We start from the raw sequence: 18,030 nt of genomic DNA on the forward strand, positions 1-18,030 counted from the left end.
TTTCTCATCTCTGGGATTCCTCATGGAATATATGGGAATAGTGGGTAAATCGTCACGCAATAGTCTGATCGCTTGACTGCGTCTTTGCTGTATGAAGCGCTTTTGTGCGAGTCCGTCGGACTCTGATGAACAGTCATCAATAATTGCGATTGCTGAGCATTCAGTTATCTGCTGAACGATTTCATTGTATTCGTCTTGTGTTTTCAGTGATAGTAAAGTACTGAGTGGTATATAACGGTGTAGCCCATCCATGTCGAACAGACAGTAGGGGAATCCGAATTCTAGATACCGGTCGTCATATGTGGCAAATGGTGGCTCTTCTGTACATTCTTCTCGTTGGTCCAAGAATGTGCCTATCAGGTGATATGTGCTTTTCAAAACAATCTCTTTTCTACAATTCGATGACGATTCCTGTGTTTAAGGAAATGGCTTGATGTGCGAAATCAGCCAGCGTTCGGTAGATGGTGACGAGACGATCTCCGATTGGCTGGCCCAGCCGGTCGGAGATCCATGTAAGAAGAATCCGGCACTGTTCCGCATTGAGATAATCAACATCTCCGATGTCAAGAAGAGCGTTACAGAGTTTGTCAACAGGTTCTATGAAATCCTGTTCGAGCAACGGAAGGTCTTCGGTTTCCAGCGGATAAACTCTTACTTTTTCGCTGGCTTCCAGCGGAGGTTCCGGAATGTGGCCATAGTAGTTGCATCCTTGTAGTGTTAAAAATAGGGTGAATCCAATCATTGCGCGTCCATTTCCTTTCTGGTAAGAATTTTGAAGTGAGTCTCCTGATTCGTGCCGGCTTTGCCGTCGAGCTTGACGTATCTTTTCAGGCGTTTGTCGAAAATTCGTGGATATCCTGCCACTTGGTCCACTCGAATTTCATACCGGTCACTTGTGAATACGTATTTGACGCCATGGCCATGACCAATGTCTCCGGGGGCGAATTGCTTGACAACCTCGTTGAGATTGACGGGCTGTCGCTTCCAGTTGTCATTCCATCTGGCTTCGCGAGCCTTGCTTCTCTCATAGCGTCCTTGGTCCACTAGATTCGACGGCACTGTATCTTCGATGTAGCGTTTGGCGTTGGAAGAATATAGTGCCTTACTGTCTGACATCGTTCATACTCCTTTCCGCTGCCTTGTTGGCTGTGCCGGCATCACTATATCACAAAATGATGAGGTTGTTAGCATATAGATTCTGAAACATTTCTGCATATGTAATTGAGTATAGCTTATACATAGTTGTGTTGTGTGTTATTCTGGCTGCATGAACGACTTTGAACTGCCATTCCCATGGAAAGAGGTTTCTCCTGCGGCCTCTGCGGATGCGACGGAGGTGCTTGGGAGGATCGGGGCGAGGAAGGATGAGTCCTATCGGGGTGATATCACCGAGGACAGCCTTCTGGAGCAGACCGCCGGGTGTCGACTCACCTATGCGGATATGACTGATGCCGATGTGATGCGGGATTCGATGATGACATTGCCGAAGTCCGCACGTTCCTACTATGTGATGGGGCATCGGTGGGTGCGCATCAAAAACATGGAAAACGATGTGGAAGTCATGCTGCGGTTGCAGTCTCGAATGCCCGAGTCGAAGGAGATCTACATCTCTGCCATCGTGGTGCCGTTCCAGCAAGGTCGGGAGATGAATGGAGCGGATCTGCGCGACGTGCCGGTGGGCGCCATTGCGGCAGCGTATACGCGTCGAGAGCTGCAGGGGACCATCAACGTCAACCGTACGTTTGCCCTTGGCGATGACATCAAGCGTGACCCGATGGAAAAACTACCCAAGCCATCGGGATCCGACCGTTTCCTTGCATTGGTCGGACGTCAGTACGATGCGTTGGAGGAGTCTCATCCTGGTGAAAGTATCGCGCGGCTGCTTGCCGAGCATAACGGCACCAAACTGCCCAATGCCCAGCGGTGGATCGCCACGGCCCGCAAGCGCGGATTCTTGACGCCGGTGGCCAGGGGACAGCGCAAACGATAGGGGGCTCTTTGCTCTGATGGGCGCGGGACGGGGCGGTTCGCGGTCCCGCGCTTTTTCGTACCGATCTCGGAGCGGGGATTGATCTTTCGGGCAATCGTTGAGTTCTGTGCGGAAAACGGGGGAGTGCGAACATCTATCCCCGAGTTCTGTGCGCTCAAACCGCGCAATCCGGAGTATGGGCGTTGGAATTTCAACGCCCATACTCCGACTCCCGGCATTTCGGCGCACAGAACTCGGGGATAGGTGTCTGCAGGGGGATGGAATCCGCACAGAACTCGCAGTTAGGTGGGTTCTCGTGATTCGTTTCCGCGTTTCGACGCATGAGACTCCTATAGTGGTGGCCCGAAGACGCCAATGCGAAGCGGGATGCCAGAGGGGAGTTTGTGTCGAGCATGCCGGGCCGTTGACGTCAGTGATGGGAACCATCGTGGGGGATCCATGGGGACTATGGGCGAATCCTGCGGTGGCATAACGACAAAAGGGGAACGCCATGGAATTCATGGACGTCGTACGTGAACGATACGCATGCCGCAAGTATGAGGACCGGCCGGTCGACCAGTCCGATCTCGATGCGATTCTGGAGGCGGGCCGTCTGGCACCGACCTCCACCGACCAGCAGGAGCAGCATGTGTACGTCATCCGGTTCGAATCCGGTCTGGAGAAGATCGACGCGCTGAGCGAATGTCGGTACGGTGCGCCGCTGGTGCTGATGATCACGTACGACAAGACTGACGTGTACGAATACCCCGGCGGCAAGTACGACTCCGGCGTGGAGGACGCGTCCATCGCCGTGACCCACATGATGCTCGAGGCCACGGAACGCGGTGTGGGCAGCTGCTGGGTCAACGTGTTCGACCCGGACAAGGTGAAGGCGGCGTTCAATCTGCCTGAGAAGGAGCAGGTCGTGGCCATGCTGGACCTGGGGTATCCGGCCGCCGATGCCAGGCCGTCGGCCAAGCATGATCATCGCAAGCTGATCTCGGAGCTCGTCACGTACCTGTGACGGGGGTTTCATGATCGCCGGCGGGATTCGCGATCGACGCCTCCGGTGAGGTGGCGCCCGATGCGGCGGATTCCGCCTTTTTGCAAAACCCGGTTTGCCGTGGTGTGATCGTGGTGTACACTGGAGATGTTTTTGAAACCGGTTTCAATATTGGGTTGACAGAGATGCCGATATTGATAACCGAATGAACGAAACCTCAGCAACGAGGCTTAGGAAAGGATTTGCTATGGCTTGGGAACTGGCAGCAAGCACGCTCGGTGCACCGTACGACACGATGGATGAGCTCGCCAAGACCTTCACTGAAACCGGTGTAACGAAGATTGAGGTCGCGGTCGGCGATGAAATGAAATTCACCATGACCTCCACCGACGACGAACTCAAGGCCATGCGCGACGAACTCGCCGAAAAGGCCAACGTCTCCATCTTCTCCGTGGACTCTCGCGTGCAGGTGTGCAACCCCGACCGCACCGAGGACGAACTGCTGGAAAGCCTGGAACACTGCCTGCACATGGCCGACGTGCTCGGCGCCCAGTACGTGCGCGTGTTCCCGACCGCCCCGCTCGACCCGTGCTGGACTCCTGACCGTCTGCCCGGTCTCGCCCTGCCCGACGGCCAGAACCTCGCCGGCATCTCCAAGCGCGGTGCCGCCATCATTGTCAAGGCTCTGCCGCTGGCCGACAAGCTCGGCGTGCAGCCGCTGCTCGAGACCCACGACTCGCACACCAACGGCGAGCGCAACGCCATGATCCACGCCGAGATCGATCGCCTGGCCCCGGGCAACCGCGTCGGCAGCATCTGGGATCTGGCCCACCCGTGGCGCGTGGGCGAGGACCCGGTGACCACGTTCGAGTACATCGGCCAGTACATCGCGAACGGCCGCGGTCTGGTGCAGATCAAGGATTGCGCGTTCCCCGGCGACCAGACCCCGGTGCTGCAGGGCACCGGCCGCGTGCCGCTGGCCAAGTGCTGCCGTCTGCTGAAGAATGGCGGCTACACCGGTCCGCTGTCGCTGGAGTGGGAGCGTCGCTGGTACCCCGAGGTCGCGCCGCTCAAGGACGCGCTCGTGGCCGCGCAGAACGCCATCGACAACCTGCCGCTCGACGCCCAGCTGGCGTAGGGCAAGTAGAGCGATAGGAGTCGTCGGCAAGACGGAATCGGATCCCTCCCTCAGTCACGCGTTGGCGTGACAGCTCCCTCCCATGGAGGGAGCACGGTGAGGGAACCGTCAACTCCCCTCAAATCATGAGGGGAGCCGGCTGATTTGCTGGCTCCCCTCGCTGAGGCCGAGTCCGTCAAATCAACGCCAAGGCGCATATAGGACTCAGGCGAGCCGACAGGCGAGCCAGACAATCGCGGCCGAAGGCGTCCATTCTTGCTGGACGAGCCGTCGGCCGTAAGGCTGACTGAGGGAGCCGGCAGCCTCCTCGCACCACATCACACAACACTAAGGAACCTTTCAATGACGATTGATCCCCGTACCTACGGCGCCAAGGCGGACGGCACGACCAACGACGCCGCGGCCATCCAGCAGGCCATCGACGCGTGCGAGGTGAACGGCGGCGGCACGGTCCGGCTGACCGACGGCGCGTTCCTCTCCGGCACGCTGTTCCTGAAGTCAAACGTGTACCTCAACGTCGCCGCGTCGGCAAGACTCGTCGCCAGCCCGAACATCGCCGACTACTCGCCGAACGTGCACCACAACCGTTATCGCAACGAGACGAACATCGATCGTTGCTTCATCTACGCCGAGGACGCGCACGACTTCGGTCTGATCGGCCATGGCATGATCGAGGGCCAGGCCGAGGCGTTCCCCAACGAGGGGTCGATCTACCGTCCGATGATGATCCGCGTGCTGCGCTGCTCCAACGTACATATCGAGAACCTGCGCCTGTACAACGCGGCCGCATGGACCACCGCGTTCCTCGACAGCGAATACATCTGGGTGCGCGGCGTGGACATCAAGAACGACAAGCACTACAACGGCGACGGCCTCGACTTCGACGGCTGCGCGCACGTGTTCGTCTCCGACTGCTACGTGCGCGGCACCGACGACAACTTCTGCCTGCAGGCCAGCAGCAAGGCGCTGCCCGTGCACGACGTCCACGTGACCAACTGCGAGTTCTCCGGCATCTGCGCCGGCATCCGCATCGGCCTGAAGTCGATCGGCGACATCCGCAGCGTCACGATCAGCAACTGCACGTTCGACCGCGTGTGGCGTGAGGGCATTAAGATCGAAAGCACCGAGGGCGGCACGATCAGCGACATCAGCGTCAGCAACATCGTGATGCGCAACGTCACCCGTCCGATCTTCGTGATCCTCAACAACCGTTTCGAACCGGACGAATTTGGTACGTCGATCGAACTTAATCATGTGCCGGCGATCGGACATCTGGAAAACGTTGATATTTCACATCTGACGGCGGTCGACGACGAGGAGATGGCCAACACGCACATGCGTTTCACCGACGACGTGATGGGCTCGCCGCGCTTCAACGGCATCCGTTTCGACGCGGCCGACGGCCATTCGATCAGCGGCGTGACGCTCAGCGACATCCGCTACACGTTCATCGGCGGCGTGACCAAGGCCGACATTCCGTCCGACGACGAGTATCCGAAGGTGCTCGACCGACTGGTCGCGCCGCACGGCAAATCCAGTGAAAACTATTATCCCGACTGGTCGCGCACGTCGTTCATGGATCTGCGCAACGTGGCCGACCTGCAGCTGCGCAACATCCGACTGAAGACGCTGCGCGACGACGAGCGTCCCGCGATCCTCACCGACGGCTGCGACGACATGGTCGCCGACAACATCCGCGTCAACGGAAAGGCGTGGGCGTGAGGGGTGCTGCTCCCCTCAGTCGGCAATGATTCGGATGAAACAAGGAATACGAACACAAGGAACACGAACACAAGGAGCGTGAGGAACACACATGCGAACGATTCTTCTGCAGGCCACCGTGGGCGGGACCGCGGCCGTGTATCGCCGCGACACCGAAACCGGCATCGTCGAACTGCTGCTCGTACCGGCCGACGTGTTCGGCGATGACGGGAGCATCGACGCCGCCCTGCGCGACGACTGCGCCGCCGAACCGCTCGTACAGGCCAAGATCATCGGCGACGACTACCCGTTCGGCTTCTCGCAGGGCCGCACCATGCGCAACTCGCAGACCGTGGCGCGCATGGAGTTCGGCAAGCCGCGCGCGCTCGCCGACGACAACGGCGTGACCACCGTGACCACGCGCATCGACGACCCGCGCGGCTGGCACTACGAGCACGTGCTCACCATGACCCCGCTCAGCCGGGCCGTGGAGATTCACACGTCCGTGGTCAACGACTCCGCCGAGCTGATCACGTTCGAGATGCTCTCCAGCTTCACGCTCGGCTCGCTCTCCCCGTTCGCCACGGGACTGGACCCGGAGAACCTGACGCTGCACCGCATGCGTAGTACGTGGAGCGCCGAGGGCCGGCTGCTCTCCCAGCCGGTCGAGGATCTGGAGCTCGAGCCCAGCTGGCAGCGATTCTCCGCCAACTCTGTGCGTTTCGGCTCGGTCGGCAGCTTCCCCGTACGTGAATGGGTGCCGTTCGTGGGAATCACCGACCGGCGCGCCGGCGTGACCTGGGCCGCGGCCACCACGCACGCGTCCAGCTGGCAGATCGAAGTCTACCGCCGCGACGAGGGACTGAGCCTGTCCGGCGGCATCGCCGACCGCGAGTTCGGCCAGTGGACGCACACCGTGAAGCCGGGCGAGCGCTTCGACGCGCCCAAGGCCGTGCTCGCCGTGGTGCGCGGCGACGTGAACCTGGCCGCGCAGGCCGTGGCCGGTAACGTGCGACAGTACGTGCACACGCCCGAATCCGAGCGGCATCTGCCGATCATCTTCAACGAGTTCTGCTCCACGTGGGGCGTGCCCACCGAGAAGAGCGTGCTCGAACAGCTCGACGCGGTCAAGGCGCTCGGCGTGGAATACTTCGTCATCGATGCCGGATGGTTCGACGACACCGCGTTCGAGGCGGCCAGCCGATTCGGCAAGTGGGAGGTCAGCAAGACCGCGTTCCCGCATGGATTGAAGCCCGTCGTCGATGCGATTCATGCGGCCGGCATGAAGGCCGGCATCTGGTTTGAGTTCGAGATCGCCGGACGCCAGGAGCCCGACTGCTTCAACAAAACCGAATGGCTGCTCACGCGCGACGGACTGCCCATCACGTCCGGCAACCGCCGCTGGTGGGACATGCGCAACCCCGACGTGCGGGACTACCTTGCGCATAGGGTCATCGACATGCTGCGCGACAACGGGTTCGACTACATGAAGGTCGACTACAACGACACGATCGGCGTGGGCTGCGAGACGCCAGGCGATCCGACCGCATCGCTGGGCGACGGCCTGTACTCGCAGATCCAGGCGTCGCAGGACTTCTTCCGTCGCATCCGCCGCGAACTGCCGGACCTCATGATCGAGATCTGCGCGTCCGGCGGCCACCGACTCGTGCAGTCGTTCATGGAGATCGGCGCCATGGCCAGCTTCTCCGACGCGCACGAGTGCGACGAGATCCCCGTGATCGCCGCGAACATGCACCGCATGATCCTGCCGCGCCAGTCGCAGATCTGGGCCGTGGTGCGCGACGAGGAACCGACGAGCAAACTGTACTATCAGATCTGCTCCGGACTGCTCGGCCGCCTCTGCTTCTCCGGCGACGCAAACGCGTTCTCCGGCGAAAAGAACGACGTGATCCACAACGGCGTCGACTTCTACCGTGCGGCCGCGCCGATCATCGACCACGGCGTAAGCGAATGGCACGGGTCCGAACTCGGCAGCTACCGTCATCCGCGCGGATGGCAGGCGATCGTGCGCCGCGGCGAGCACGGCACCGACGCGCAGGGCCGTACGCTCGTGGTGCTGCACACGTTCCATGACGCACCGGAGAACGTGACGATCTCGCTGGACGAGGCAAACGACGGTGACGCGAAGTCCGGTTTCGCCGACGTCATCGCCCGCGCGTTCCACCGCAACGGCATCGACGTGACGCTCGCCGACGGCACGCTGACCGTCTCCGGCCTGACCGACTTCGACGGTGTGGCCGTATTACTGTGATTTCATGACAAAGGAGTGCATATGACCACGATGATCCACAATCCGATCCTGCCGGGCTTCCACCCGGACTCCAGCGCCCTGCGCGTGGACGACGACTACTACATCGCCACATCCACCTTCGAATGGTGGCCGGGCATCGACATCTACCATTCCAAGGACCTCGTCAACTGGGAGTGGGTCGCCTCGCCGGTGAACCGCGAATCCCAGGTGAACCTGCTCGGCAACTACGACTCCGGCTCCCTGTGGGCGCCGCACCTGAGCTACGCCGACGGCAAGTTCTGGCTCGTCTACACGGACGTGAAGACCTACGCGCCGTTCAAGGACACGCTCAACTACGTGATCACCGCGCCGAGCATCACCGGACCGTGGAGCGAACCGCACTTCCTGACCGCGTCTGGCTTCGACCCGGCCATCTTCCACGACGACGACGGCCGCAAGTGGTTCCTCAACATGCTCTACGACTACCGTCCCGGCCACGAGCTGTTCGCCGGCACCGTGATCCAGGAGTTCGACCCCAGCACCATGAAGCTGGTGGGGGAGCGCAAGCACTTTTACAAGGGCACCAAGCTCGGCGTGTGCGAGGGGCCGCAGATTCTTAAGCGCAACGGCTGGTACTACCTGCTGTGCGCGGCCGGCGGCACCGGCTACATGCATGCCGCCACCGTGGCCCGCGCCCGCACGCTCGAAGGCCCGTTCGAGGACTCGCCGTACACGTCGCTGCTCACCGCGCGCGACGAGCCGACCAACCCGCTGCAGAAGTCGGGCCACTGCTGCTTCCTTGAGATCGGCGACGAATGGTACGTGACCCAGATCTGCGGCCGTCCGCTCACCGAACGCGGCAACTGCACGCTCGGCCGCGAGACCGGCATCCAGAAGATCTACTGGACCGAGGACGGCTGGCCGCGCTTGGAGAACAACACCATCAGCCCCGACCTCGACGTGCCCGCCCCGAAGATCTCGCAGGGCGTGGTGCAGAAGATGGACCACTCCGAACGCATCGACTTCTCCGCTCCGGTCGTGCCCGCGGGTGAGGGGATTGCCGACGTTCCTTCCACTGGCCTTCCCCTCGGGGGGAAGGTGTCGGCGCAGCCGACGGATGAGGGGGGCAAGGACTCCGGCAAGGCTCCGGCTCCCCTCACCTCCGTCACCGACCCGGCCATCCCGCCGAGCCTCAAGACCCTGCGCACCGCGCTCGTCGCCGGCGAGGACTACAGTCTCACCGCCCGTCCCGGCTGGCTGCGCCTTTACGGCGGGCAGTCCCTGCGCTCGCAGCACCGTCAGAGCCTGTTCGCCCGCCGCTGGGAGCACTTCGACTTCGACGCCGAAACCGTGATCGACTTCGATCCGAAGAACTTCCAGCAGCTCGCCGGACTGATTCTCTACTACGACACCCAGAACTGGATCTACGCGTGCGTCACCTTCGACACCGAGGGCACCGACACCCGCGTGCTGCAGATCCTGCGCTGCGACCACGAGAACCTGGAATACGGCTGCGAGCAGGTGGAGATTCCCGGCACCGACCCGGTGAAGCTGCACGTAGAGGTGCGCGGCGCCGTCGCACGGTTCTCCTACGCGCTGGGAGACGGCGAACTTCAGCCGCTCGGCGGCGACCAGCCCGCCGACCACATCAGCGACGACTACGTGGAGCGCACGATCAAGGGTTGCGCGTTCACCGGCGCCATGCTCGGCATCTGCGCCCAGGACATGGACGCCCACGGCTCCCACGCCGACTTCCAGTACCTCGACTACGTCGAACGGCACTGATTCGCTAGTTCTCAAACGGACGATCCCGACACCTTCTTCGGAAAGTGTCGGGATCGTCCGTTTTTTGTGTGGATTTGTGCATGTCGATATGAGATATGTGCGGTTAAGTTGTATTCCTCCGGAATGGCGGTTCACAAATACGAGATACCCGATTCGACGTACGGGTTTTCAACGGTGCTTCCCGGGTATCGCGCATTTGTGAACCGCTTCCCGGAAGAGTTCGCACGAGGTGCGAGGATATAGCGGTCGGATCGGAGAAAGAGAGGTGACCGATCCGACCGGTTAGGGGAGGGGAGTTAGTCCTCCCAGTCCGGTGAATGCCGGACGGATTTACTTGACGCCCTTGATGCCGAAGACGGACACCGCGGCGATGGACAGCACGATGAAGCCCATCGGGAACAGGCCCATGTAGCCGAAGATGCCGATCACGGCCGCCGCCAGAAGCGGGGCGAGCATCTGGCCGATGGTGCCGGCCACGTTGAGGAAGGCCAGATCCTTGGCCGCGGTCTTCGGGTTGGGCAGCACGGAGGTCATCAGCGCCTGGTCGAGGGCCACGAAGATGCCGCCGCCGAGGCCGGAGAGCGCCACGTAGATCGTGTACATGAGCGGCGTGGGCACGAAGAACGGCAGCCAGCAGGGCACGCCCACCAGGAACACGGCGATGGCAACCGGCACCTTGATGGTCTTCATCTTGTCGGCCAGCGGGCCGGAGATCACGGCGGCGACGATGGCCATGACCAGGCTCAGCGCGGCCATGAGGCTCATCCACTTGGCGGCCGCCTCGGCCGGGGTGTGCATGTAGTCGGTGAGCGTGTACAGACGGTAGGTGCCGATGCCGCCGGGCATCATGTACATGAGTCGGGCGAGCGCGGCGAACCAGTAGTCGCGACCGGCGTGTGCCGGCGGAAGGAAGCTTTCCTTGGCGGCGGCCAGCGAGAACTTCTCGCGCGGCATGTCCTTGTTGGACTTCTCCTGGCAGATCACGACGGCGAGGATCAGGGCGATATCGGCCACGATGAGCAGGATGAACACACCGGTCGACACGTTGGTGATGTACAGGGAGGCAAGCGACTGCGCGCCGTTGAGGCCGATCTGGGTGGCCACGCCGAACATGGAGCTGGCGGTGCCGCGGTGCTTCGGGGCGATCAGGTCGGGCATCCACGCCATGCCGGCGGCCATGACGGCGTTGTACCACACCACATACACGTACCATGCGCCGAGCGCGACGGTGGCGTTGGACGAAGTGGCGAAGATGATCAGGCAGATCGTGGCGAGAATGCCGCCGCCGACGATCCACGGGGTACGGCGACCGAAGCGGGAACGGGTCATATCGCACAGCGCGCCGCAGATGAATCCGGCGAACACGGAGATGAGCAGCGTGATGCTGGTGGCGCTCGCCACCATGGAGACCTTTTGGTCGGGGGCGATCATCTCGATCTTGGCGGGCAGCAGCACGGCGCTGATGCCGAAGAACGGGGCGTAGAAGCCGATGGTCGCGAAGAACTGGGCGATCGACGGGCGCCAGGGGAAGTTGGGCTGTTGCGCGTCGGTGACTGCCGCGTTGTTGACATTGATGTTCATCGTGCTCCTTTGCAGGGGATTGAGTATGAGAAGAAACGTACCAATGGAGATGACATGGTTGCCTGACACCTGAGTCAGGTAACTAGTTACATCGCTGGAAAATACGATAACACGCAATGAAATGAACATGGTTCGGCACTCGATCGGCACGGATCGGCAGTTCGGCGTGTCGCGTTCCGGGGCGAACCGAAGGCAAACCGTTGCAACAACTGGGAAGGCGGGTGGTACGCGCGGTCGTTTGGGGGACTGCCGAGTAGTGTCCGAACGACGGTTTTCGCCGGCGTGTCGCGAGTGATTTTTGAGGTCGATTTGAAACCGGTTTCAAAATGGTGTATGGTTCAAAACGACAGCAAGAAAACCGTTAAGGAGATTGCGATGACGCACAAAGTTGCTCTTGTTACTGGTGGTAAGCAGGGAATCGGTTTCGGAATTGCCAAGCGCCTGATTGCCGACGGCTTCGCCGTGTCCATCCTCGATGTCTCGGACGAGCCCGTCGACGCGCTCGCCGAACTGCGCGCCGAGGCCGGCGACGACTCCCTAGTCCGTTACGTGAAGGGTTCCGTCGACAACCTCGACGACCACAAGCGCTACCTCGACGACGCCGTGAACGCGTGGGGCCGTCTGGACGTGCTCGTCAACAACGCCGGCGTGGCCCCCCGCGAGCGCAAGGACCTGCTCGAGGCTACCCCCGAAAGCTTCGACCGCGTGCTGAACATCAACCTGCGCGGACCCTACTTCCTCACCCAGGCCTTCGCCAACCGCGTCATCGAACTGCGCGGACCGCTCGACAAGCTGCCCGAGCCCCCGGAGCAGCCGGTGGCCACCATCATCAACATGGCCTCCACCTCCGCCGAGACCGTCTCGCTCAACCGCGGCGAGTACTGCATCTCCAAAGCCGGCGTGCACATGGCCACCTCGCTGTGGGCCGTGCGTCTCGCCCCCGAAGGCATCGTGGTCTACGAGGTCCGCCCGGGCATCATCGCCACGAGCATGACCTCCACCGTGCACGACAAGTACAACACGTTCTTCGCCAACGGCGGCGCCCCGATCGGCCGCTGGGGCAAGCCCGCCGACGTGGCCGGCGCCGTGGCGATCCTCGCCTCCGGCAACACCCCGTACTCCACCGGCGACATCATCAACGTTGACGGCGGTATGCACATTCCGGTGCTCTGATCGGCAACCCCGCGCATATCTATCAATACCCATCTCGCAAACGACAATCGTAAATAAAGGCGACATCATGAACGAAACCACACTGGTGATCGGAGGACACAAAGTCCCCGTCGTCACCCGTCAGGCCATCGTGGTCGGCACCGGCTCGGCCGGATACTGCGCCGCCGAACGCCTGTACGACCTCGGCGTCAAGGACGTGGCGCTCGTGGCCGACCACATCAACGGCGGCACCTCGCGCAACGCGGGCTCCGACAAGCAGACCTACTACAAGCTGACCCTGTCGGGAGGCGACCCCGATTCCGTGCGCGAGATGGCGCAGACCCTGTTCGAAGGCGGCGCCGTCGACGGCGACACCGCGCTCGTGGAGGCCGCCGTCTCCGCCCAGGGCTTCCTGCACCTGTGCGAGCTCGGCGTGCCGTTCCCGCGCAACAAGTATGGCGAGTACATCGGCTACAAGACCGATCACGACCCCCGCCGCCGTGCCACCTCCGTGGGTCCGTACACGTCCAAGGCCATGGTCGAGCACCTGCAGGCCTCGGTCGAATCCAAGGGCATTCCGACGTACGACCGCTGCCGTGTGGTCGACATCCTCACCGCCGAGAAGGACGGCGAGCGCCGCGTGATCGGCCTGCTCGTCCTGCGCACCGACGTGGAGGAGGGCTCCGACGAGTCCCGCTTCCTCGTGTTCCGCACTCCGAACATCGTGTACGCGACCGGCGGCCCTGCCGGCATCTATGGCAACCGCGTGTACCCGAACGGCCAGTGGGGTGCCTCCGGCGCCGCCTACCGTGCGGGTGTGGATGGCAAGAACCTCACCGAATGGCAGTTCGGTCTGGCCTCCACCAACCCGAAGTGGAACGTGTCCGGCACCTACATGCAGGTACTGCCGCGCTTCGTTTCCACCGCCCAGGACGGCTCCGGCGAGCGCGAGTTCCTCACCGAAGCGATCCCGGACTACGGCCGTCAGCTCTCCCTGATCTTCCTCAAGGGCTACCAGTGGCCGTTCGACATCCGCAAGGCGCGCGACGGCAGCTCGCTCATCGACCTGCTCGTCTACCGCGAGACCGTGCTGCGCGGCCGCAAGGTGTACCTGGACTTCCGCTCCAACCCCATGCAGCCCGAGCTCGACGCATCCAAGCTCGACAAGGAGGCGTACGACTACCTTGAGCAGGCCGGCGCCCTCACCGGCACGCCGATCGAGCGTCTGTGCCACATGAACGAGCCCGCCTACCAGTTCTACCTGGAGAAGAACCCCGGCGTGGACCTGGAGAAGGAGATGCTGCGCATCGACCTGTGCGCCCAGCACAACAACGGCGGTCTGGTCATCGACCCGTGGTGGCGTTCCAACGTGGAAGGCCTGTTCCCGGCCGGCGAGGTCGACGGCGTGCACGGCGTATACCGTCCGGGCGGCTCCGCGCTGAACGCCGGACAGGTGGCCGCCACCCGCGCCGCCACCTACATCTCGGCCCGTCGCGCCGAAACTCCGGTGCTCGACGACTACGAGTTCGCCGCAGCGGCCGAGGCCCGCGTCAAGGAGACGTTCGATCTGCTCGACTCCGCCACCGCCCGCGCCGAACAATCCGGCGCCGAGAACGTGCACGACTACCTGAAGAACGTGCAGAACCTCATGAGCGCCAAGGCCGGCCCCGTCCGCCAGAAGGACAAGGTCGAGGCCGCATTCTGTCAGGTGGGCCAGTGGCTCGACGAATACGAGACCACCGTGAGCGCCAAGCTCGGCTCCCGCCGCAGCGTCGACCGCATCTTCCTGGTGCGCGACATCCTCACCACCGCCTACGTGTACCTGGGCGCCATGGCCGAGTATGCCGAGCACGCGGGCAACACGTCGCGCGGATCCGTGCTGTACACCAACCCCGACGGCGACCTGCCGGTCAAGGGCTACGGCGACGACGCGAACACGCCGCTCGACATGGAGGACATCTTCCGCTTCAAGCTCGACGACGGAGCGTTCAACAGCGAAGTGCAGGAGACCGCGTTCCGCCAGGACGGCGAAGGCAAGGCCGCCGGCAGCGTGAACTGCAGCTGGCGCCCGGTGCACCAGATCCCCGAGGATGACGACTTCTTCGAGAACGTCTGGCGCTCCTACCGCGAGACCGGCAACATCGACTGATTTGTCGGCCACCTCATCCGTCACGCGATGCGTGACACCTTCCCCTCAAGGGGAAGGAAAGCCCTACAGGCATCAAAACTCAACTGACAAACAAATCAATCAAACAAACACACACAATCCCGAAAGGAACACCATCATGGCAGACAAGACTCTGGGCGTGATTCTCAATGGCGCGACCGGCCGCATGGGTTACCGCCAGCATCTGGTCCGTTCTATCCTCCCCATCATCGAGCAGGGCGGCGTCGAACTGTCCGACGGCTCCCGCGTGCAGCTCGACCCGATCCTGGTCGGCCGCCACGAGGAGAAGCTCAAGGAGGTCTCCGAGAAGCACGGCGGTCTGAAGTACACCACCGATCTCGACTCTGTCCTCGCCGACGACAAGTACCCGCTGTACGCCGACTTTCTCGTCACCTCCGCTCGCGTTGCCGCCATCGAGAAGGCCATCAAGGCCGGCAAGAAGGCCGTGTACACCGAGAAGCCGATCGCCGAGACCCTCGACGACGCCGTCGAACTCGTCAAGCTTGGCAAGGAGAACAACGTGGTCTCCGGCGTGGTGCACGACAAGCTGTTCCTGCCCGGCTTCCTCAAGCTGCGTCGTCTGATCGACTCCGGCTTCTTCGGCCGCATCCTCTCCGTGCACGGCGAGTTCGGCTACTGGGTGTTCGAAGGCGACTGGCACAAGTCCCAGCGCCCCAGCTGGAACTACAAGAAGGAGCAGGGCGGCGGCATGATCTCCGACATGTTCCCGCACTGGAACTACATCATCGAGAACCTGTTCGGCCGCATCACCGACGTGTACGCCGACGCGAAGACCGAGATCCCCGACCGCTGGGACGAGCAGGGCAACCACTATGACGCCACCGCCGAGGACGCCGCCTACGCCGTGTTCAACACCGTCAACGGCATCACCGTGCAGATGAACTCCTCCTGGAACACCCGCGTGTTCCGCGACGAGCTCGTCGAGTTCCAGGTGGACGGCACGCTCGGCTCCGCCGTGATCGGCCTGTTCACCGCCAAGATCCAGGCCCGTCCGGCCACGCCGCTGGCCTTCTGGAACCCGGACGTTCCGGATCCGCACAACTACTGGGACAACTGGCAGGAGATCGCCACCGACGAGCAGTTCGAGAACGGCTTCAAGGCCCAGTGGGAGGAGTACATCCGCGCCCTCGTCGAGCACAAGCCCTACCCGTACGACTTCGAATCCGGCGCCCGCGGCGTGCGCCTGGCCTCGCTCGGCTACGAAAGCGCCAAGGAAGGCCGCAAGATCGAAGTTCCCGAGAACCTGATCTGATCGATCCGGGCTGATTCAAGTCGGCTGATCTAGCTGAAAGAAGCATTATCATGACGAATCCGATTCTTTCGATGAATCAGGCCACCATCAAGTACGCCGATCTCGCCACCGCGCTGCGCGTGTGCTCCGAGGCCGACTACCAGAGCATCGGCCTGTGGCGCGAACCCGTCGAGGAGGTCGGCCTCGACACCGCCGTCAAGATGGTGAAGGACTCCGGCCTGCGCGTATCCACCATGTGCCGTGGCGGCTTCTTCACCATGGAGGAGGGCCCGGCCCGTCGTGCCTCCATCGACGACAACCGCAAGCTCATCGAAGAGACCGCGGCGCTCGACTGCCACGTGCTCGTGCTCGTGGTCGGCGGTCTGCCGGAAGGCTCCAAGGACCTGACCGGCGCCCGTCTGCGCATCGGCGAGGCGCTCTCCGAACTCGAGAAGGACGCACTTGACGCCGGCGTGACGCTGGCCATCGAACCGCTGCACCCGATGTACTGCACCGACCGCGCATGCGTGTCCACGCTCGGCCAGGCGCTCGACATCGCCGCGCCGTTCAACCCGAAGGCCGTGGGCGTGACCGTCGACACCTTCCACATCTTCTGGGACCCGCAGGTGCAGGAGTCCATCGCCCGCGCAGGTCGTGAGGGCCGCATCGCCACCTATCAGGTGTGCGACTGGAAGACCCCGCTCGAAGCCGACCCGCTGCTCAGCCGTCACTACATGGGCGAGGGCGTGATCGACTTCAAGCCGCTCACCGAGGCCGTGTGGAACACCGGTTGGCGTGGCGACATCGAATGCGAGCTGTTCAACCAGAAGATCTGGGACACCGACCCCGCCGTCGTGGCGAAGAAGGTGTCCGACGCCTTCGACAAGGAAGTGTCCCCCTACTGGCCGCTCTGATCCTTAGCATCCCGCCTTTCCTGCCCCTTGAGGGGAAGGTGGCCGTCGAAGACGGACGGATGAGGTGATCGTGCTCACGGATGCCATACGCCACAGTGCCATGTCGTACGACATCCGCAACGTGCCCGTCGCCTATCCATGTATCCAACGTATTCTGTGATCGGTTATCAGGCCTTCGTTCCGAATCATCCTCGGGACGAAGGCCTTTCCTTGTCACGCCGGCGCTCCCGGCCGGACGTGGCCTATGATGGAACGCGGAATATTTCGGGGCAATGATCAACGGGAGTATGCATGGTCGAGCATCAGACGAGGCGAACGGTTCAGAAGGAGACGGTTCGCAAGGCACTGCGACAGACCGACGACTTTGTCTCCGCGCAGAATCTGCATCGTCGACTGCAGGACTCCGGCTCCAAGATCGGTCTGGCCACCGTGTACCGTCAGCTCAACGCCATGGCCGCGGCGGGGGAGGCCGACACCATTCGCATGGGCGGCGAGCAGCTGTTCCGCGACTGTGGCGAGGACGCCACGCGGCATCACCATCATCTGGTGTGCGAGCGCTGCGGCAAGACCATCGACATCGAGCCGCCGAGCGAGGCATGGTTCCGCAAGGTGGCGCGCGACAACGGCTTCACCGTGAGCCACCACATTCTTGAGATCTTCGGTATCTGCGCCGAGTGCGCCGCCGAATCCGAGCCGGGGAGTGAGTGTACGGGCGTGGATCCGGCGACGGTCTGATCGGCCGTCCGGACCGGTTGTCTGGGTCGGCGGTCTGGGTTGGTTGCTTGGGTTGGTCGTCTGGGTCGGCGGTCTGGGTCAAACGTCTGGACGGCCGGTCGAGTTGAATGGTTCGAGTTGAATGGTTCGCTGGCTGCATTGATCGTCCGAATCCGGCGGAACGATTTCGTCTGGGTTCGTATTCGCCTGCATTGTGAGCAGTTGTTCGCAAGGGGCTTTCGTTCTTTGTGCGCGAACTGACCGAAATCACCGACAAACTGTTCATCGGCCTGTCTGCCTTCGCTCTTTGCGTGCGGACTGACCCACGGTTGGCGCCTGCTCCGACGTGTTCATTTGCTCGTGGTCTGTGGACTGTTCTTGCTTGATGTTTGTTCGGTCGGGG

The 18,030-nt window shown here is 62.3% G+C and carries 14 protein-coding genes; 11 read left to right on the forward strand and 3 right to left on the reverse strand.

From position 1 onward, the window contains the following. Positions 1-391: 391 nt before the first annotated feature. Both Tam10B_RS04020 and Tam10B_RS04025 read right to left on the reverse strand, forming a co-directional pair. Positions 392-742: a hypothetical protein gene (locus Tam10B_RS04020; protein WP_093959979.1), complete on the reverse strand. Its 351-nt coding sequence runs from the start codon at positions 740-742 to the stop codon at positions 392-394. Further along, positions 739-1,116 (reverse strand): hypothetical protein, encoded by a 378-nt coding sequence (locus tag Tam10B_RS04025; RefSeq protein WP_093959980.1) that lies wholly within the window; start codon positions 1,114-1,116, stop codon positions 739-741. The genes Tam10B_RS04020 and Tam10B_RS04025 overlap by 4 nt, the downstream gene beginning before the upstream one ends. A gap of 151 nt (positions 1,117-1,267) precedes the next feature. Here Tam10B_RS04025 and Tam10B_RS04030 point away from each other — a divergent pair, with 151 nt between their 5' ends. The 6 genes from Tam10B_RS04030 (at position 1,268) to Tam10B_RS04055 (ending at position 9,847) form a co-directional block, all read left to right on the forward strand. Further along, positions 1,268-1,990, forward strand: coding sequence for a hypothetical protein (locus Tam10B_RS04030; protein WP_143248533.1), 723 nt, complete (start codon positions 1,268-1,270; stop codon positions 1,988-1,990). A 490-nt stretch (positions 1,991-2,480) separates the two neighbouring features. After that, positions 2,481-2,993 carry a nitroreductase family protein gene (locus tag Tam10B_RS04035; RefSeq protein ID WP_093959982.1) on the forward strand — a complete coding sequence of 171 codons (513 nt, stop codon included), beginning with the start codon at positions 2,481-2,483 and terminating at the stop codon, positions 2,991-2,993. Positions 2,994-3,219: 226 nt separating this feature from the next. Next, positions 3,220-4,110 carry a sugar phosphate isomerase/epimerase family protein gene (locus tag Tam10B_RS04040; protein ID WP_158214126.1) on the forward strand — a complete coding sequence of 297 codons (891 nt, stop codon included), beginning with the start codon at positions 3,220-3,222 and terminating at the stop codon, positions 4,108-4,110. Positions 4,111-4,452: 342 nt separating this feature from the next. Beyond that, entirely contained in the window at positions 4,453-5,832 is a 1,380-nt protein-coding gene (locus Tam10B_RS04045) for a glycoside hydrolase family 28 protein (protein WP_093959984.1), read from the forward strand. Positions 5,833-5,923: 91 nt separating this feature from the next. Further along, complete coding sequence (locus Tam10B_RS04050; RefSeq protein ID WP_093959985.1) at positions 5,924-8,083, forward strand: glycoside hydrolase family 36 protein; 2,160 nt, start codon at positions 5,924-5,926, stop codon at positions 8,081-8,083. Positions 8,084-8,104: 21 nt separating this feature from the next. Beyond that, the gene (locus tag Tam10B_RS04055; protein ID WP_158214127.1) at positions 8,105-9,847 is read left to right on the forward strand and encodes a glycoside hydrolase family 43 protein; all 1,743 of its coding nucleotides are present in this window, start codon (positions 8,105-8,107) and stop codon (positions 9,845-9,847) included. Between the two features lie 330 nt (positions 9,848-10,177). Here the strand turns inward: Tam10B_RS04055 and Tam10B_RS04060 are convergent, their stop codons facing one another. Beyond that, positions 10,178-11,428 (reverse strand): MFS transporter, encoded by a 1,251-nt coding sequence (locus Tam10B_RS04060; protein ID WP_158214128.1) that lies wholly within the window; start codon positions 11,426-11,428, stop codon positions 10,178-10,180. Positions 11,429-11,803: 375 nt separating this feature from the next. On the opposite strand from Tam10B_RS04060, the gene Tam10B_RS04065 reads away from it, so the two are divergent. From Tam10B_RS04065 to Tam10B_RS04085, 5 genes are all read left to right on the forward strand, one after another. Then, the gene (locus Tam10B_RS04065; protein ID WP_093959987.1) at positions 11,804-12,601 is read left to right on the forward strand and encodes a 3-ketoacyl-ACP reductase; all 798 of its coding nucleotides are present in this window, start codon (positions 11,804-11,806) and stop codon (positions 12,599-12,601) included. Between the two features lie 67 nt (positions 12,602-12,668). Beyond that, the gene (locus Tam10B_RS04070) at positions 12,669-14,729 is read left to right on the forward strand and encodes an FAD-dependent oxidoreductase (RefSeq protein ID WP_093959988.1); all 2,061 of its coding nucleotides are present in this window, start codon (positions 12,669-12,671) and stop codon (positions 14,727-14,729) included. Between the two features lie 136 nt (positions 14,730-14,865). Beyond that, a complete protein-coding gene (locus Tam10B_RS04075; RefSeq protein WP_093959989.1) occupies positions 14,866-16,020 on the forward strand; it encodes a Gfo/Idh/MocA family protein in 1,155 nt (384 codons plus the stop codon). Positions 16,021-16,070: 50 nt separating this feature from the next. Next, positions 16,071-16,913, forward strand: a complete 843-nt coding sequence (locus Tam10B_RS04080; RefSeq protein ID WP_198947520.1) for a sugar phosphate isomerase/epimerase family protein — start codon at positions 16,071-16,073, stop codon at positions 16,911-16,913. A 291-nt stretch (positions 16,914-17,204) separates the two neighbouring features. Further along, positions 17,205-17,648 carry a Fur family transcriptional regulator gene (locus Tam10B_RS04085; protein WP_093959991.1) on the forward strand — a complete coding sequence of 148 codons (444 nt, stop codon included), beginning with the start codon at positions 17,205-17,207 and terminating at the stop codon, positions 17,646-17,648. Positions 17,649-18,030: the final 382 nt, after the last annotated feature.

The organism is Bifidobacterium vansinderenii, assembly GCF_002234915.1.
GTDB classification, from domain to species: Bacteria; Actinomycetota; Actinomycetes; order Actinomycetales; family Bifidobacteriaceae; genus Galliscardovia; species Galliscardovia vansinderenii.

What these genes read in the sequence shown, in the direction of transcription:
- Tam10B_RS04020 (WP_093959979.1), bottom strand. Translation starts at nt 742, where the DNA reads ATGATTGGATTCACCCTATTTTTAACACTACAAGGATGCAACTACTAT.
- Tam10B_RS04025 (WP_093959980.1), bottom strand. Translation starts at nt 1,116, where the DNA reads ATGTCAGACAGTAAGGCACTATATTCTTCCAACGCCAAACGCTACATC.
- Tam10B_RS04030 (WP_143248533.1), top strand. Translation starts at nt 1,268, where the DNA reads ATGAACGACTTTGAACTGCCATTCCCATGGAAAGAGGTTTCTCCTGCG.
- Tam10B_RS04035 (WP_093959982.1), top strand. Translation starts at nt 2,481, where the DNA reads ATGGAATTCATGGACGTCGTACGTGAACGATACGCATGCCGCAAGTAT.
- Tam10B_RS04040 (WP_158214126.1), top strand. Translation starts at nt 3,220, where the DNA reads ATGGCTTGGGAACTGGCAGCAAGCACGCTCGGTGCACCGTACGACACG.
- Tam10B_RS04045 (WP_093959984.1), top strand. Translation starts at nt 4,453, where the DNA reads ATGACGATTGATCCCCGTACCTACGGCGCCAAGGCGGACGGCACGACC.
- Tam10B_RS04050 (WP_093959985.1), top strand. Translation starts at nt 5,924, where the DNA reads ATGCGAACGATTCTTCTGCAGGCCACCGTGGGCGGGACCGCGGCCGTG.
- Tam10B_RS04055 (WP_158214127.1), top strand. Translation starts at nt 8,105, where the DNA reads ATGACCACGATGATCCACAATCCGATCCTGCCGGGCTTCCACCCGGAC.
- Tam10B_RS04060 (WP_158214128.1), bottom strand. Translation starts at nt 11,428, where the DNA reads ATGAACATCAATGTCAACAACGCGGCAGTCACCGACGCGCAACAGCCC.
- Tam10B_RS04065 (WP_093959987.1), top strand. Translation starts at nt 11,804, where the DNA reads ATGACGCACAAAGTTGCTCTTGTTACTGGTGGTAAGCAGGGAATCGGT.
- Tam10B_RS04070 (WP_093959988.1), top strand. Translation starts at nt 12,669, where the DNA reads ATGAACGAAACCACACTGGTGATCGGAGGACACAAAGTCCCCGTCGTC.
- Tam10B_RS04075 (WP_093959989.1), top strand. Translation starts at nt 14,866, where the DNA reads ATGGCAGACAAGACTCTGGGCGTGATTCTCAATGGCGCGACCGGCCGC.
- Tam10B_RS04080 (WP_198947520.1), top strand. Translation starts at nt 16,071, where the DNA reads ATGACGAATCCGATTCTTTCGATGAATCAGGCCACCATCAAGTACGCC.
- Tam10B_RS04085 (WP_093959991.1), top strand. Translation starts at nt 17,205, where the DNA reads ATGGTCGAGCATCAGACGAGGCGAACGGTTCAGAAGGAGACGGTTCGC.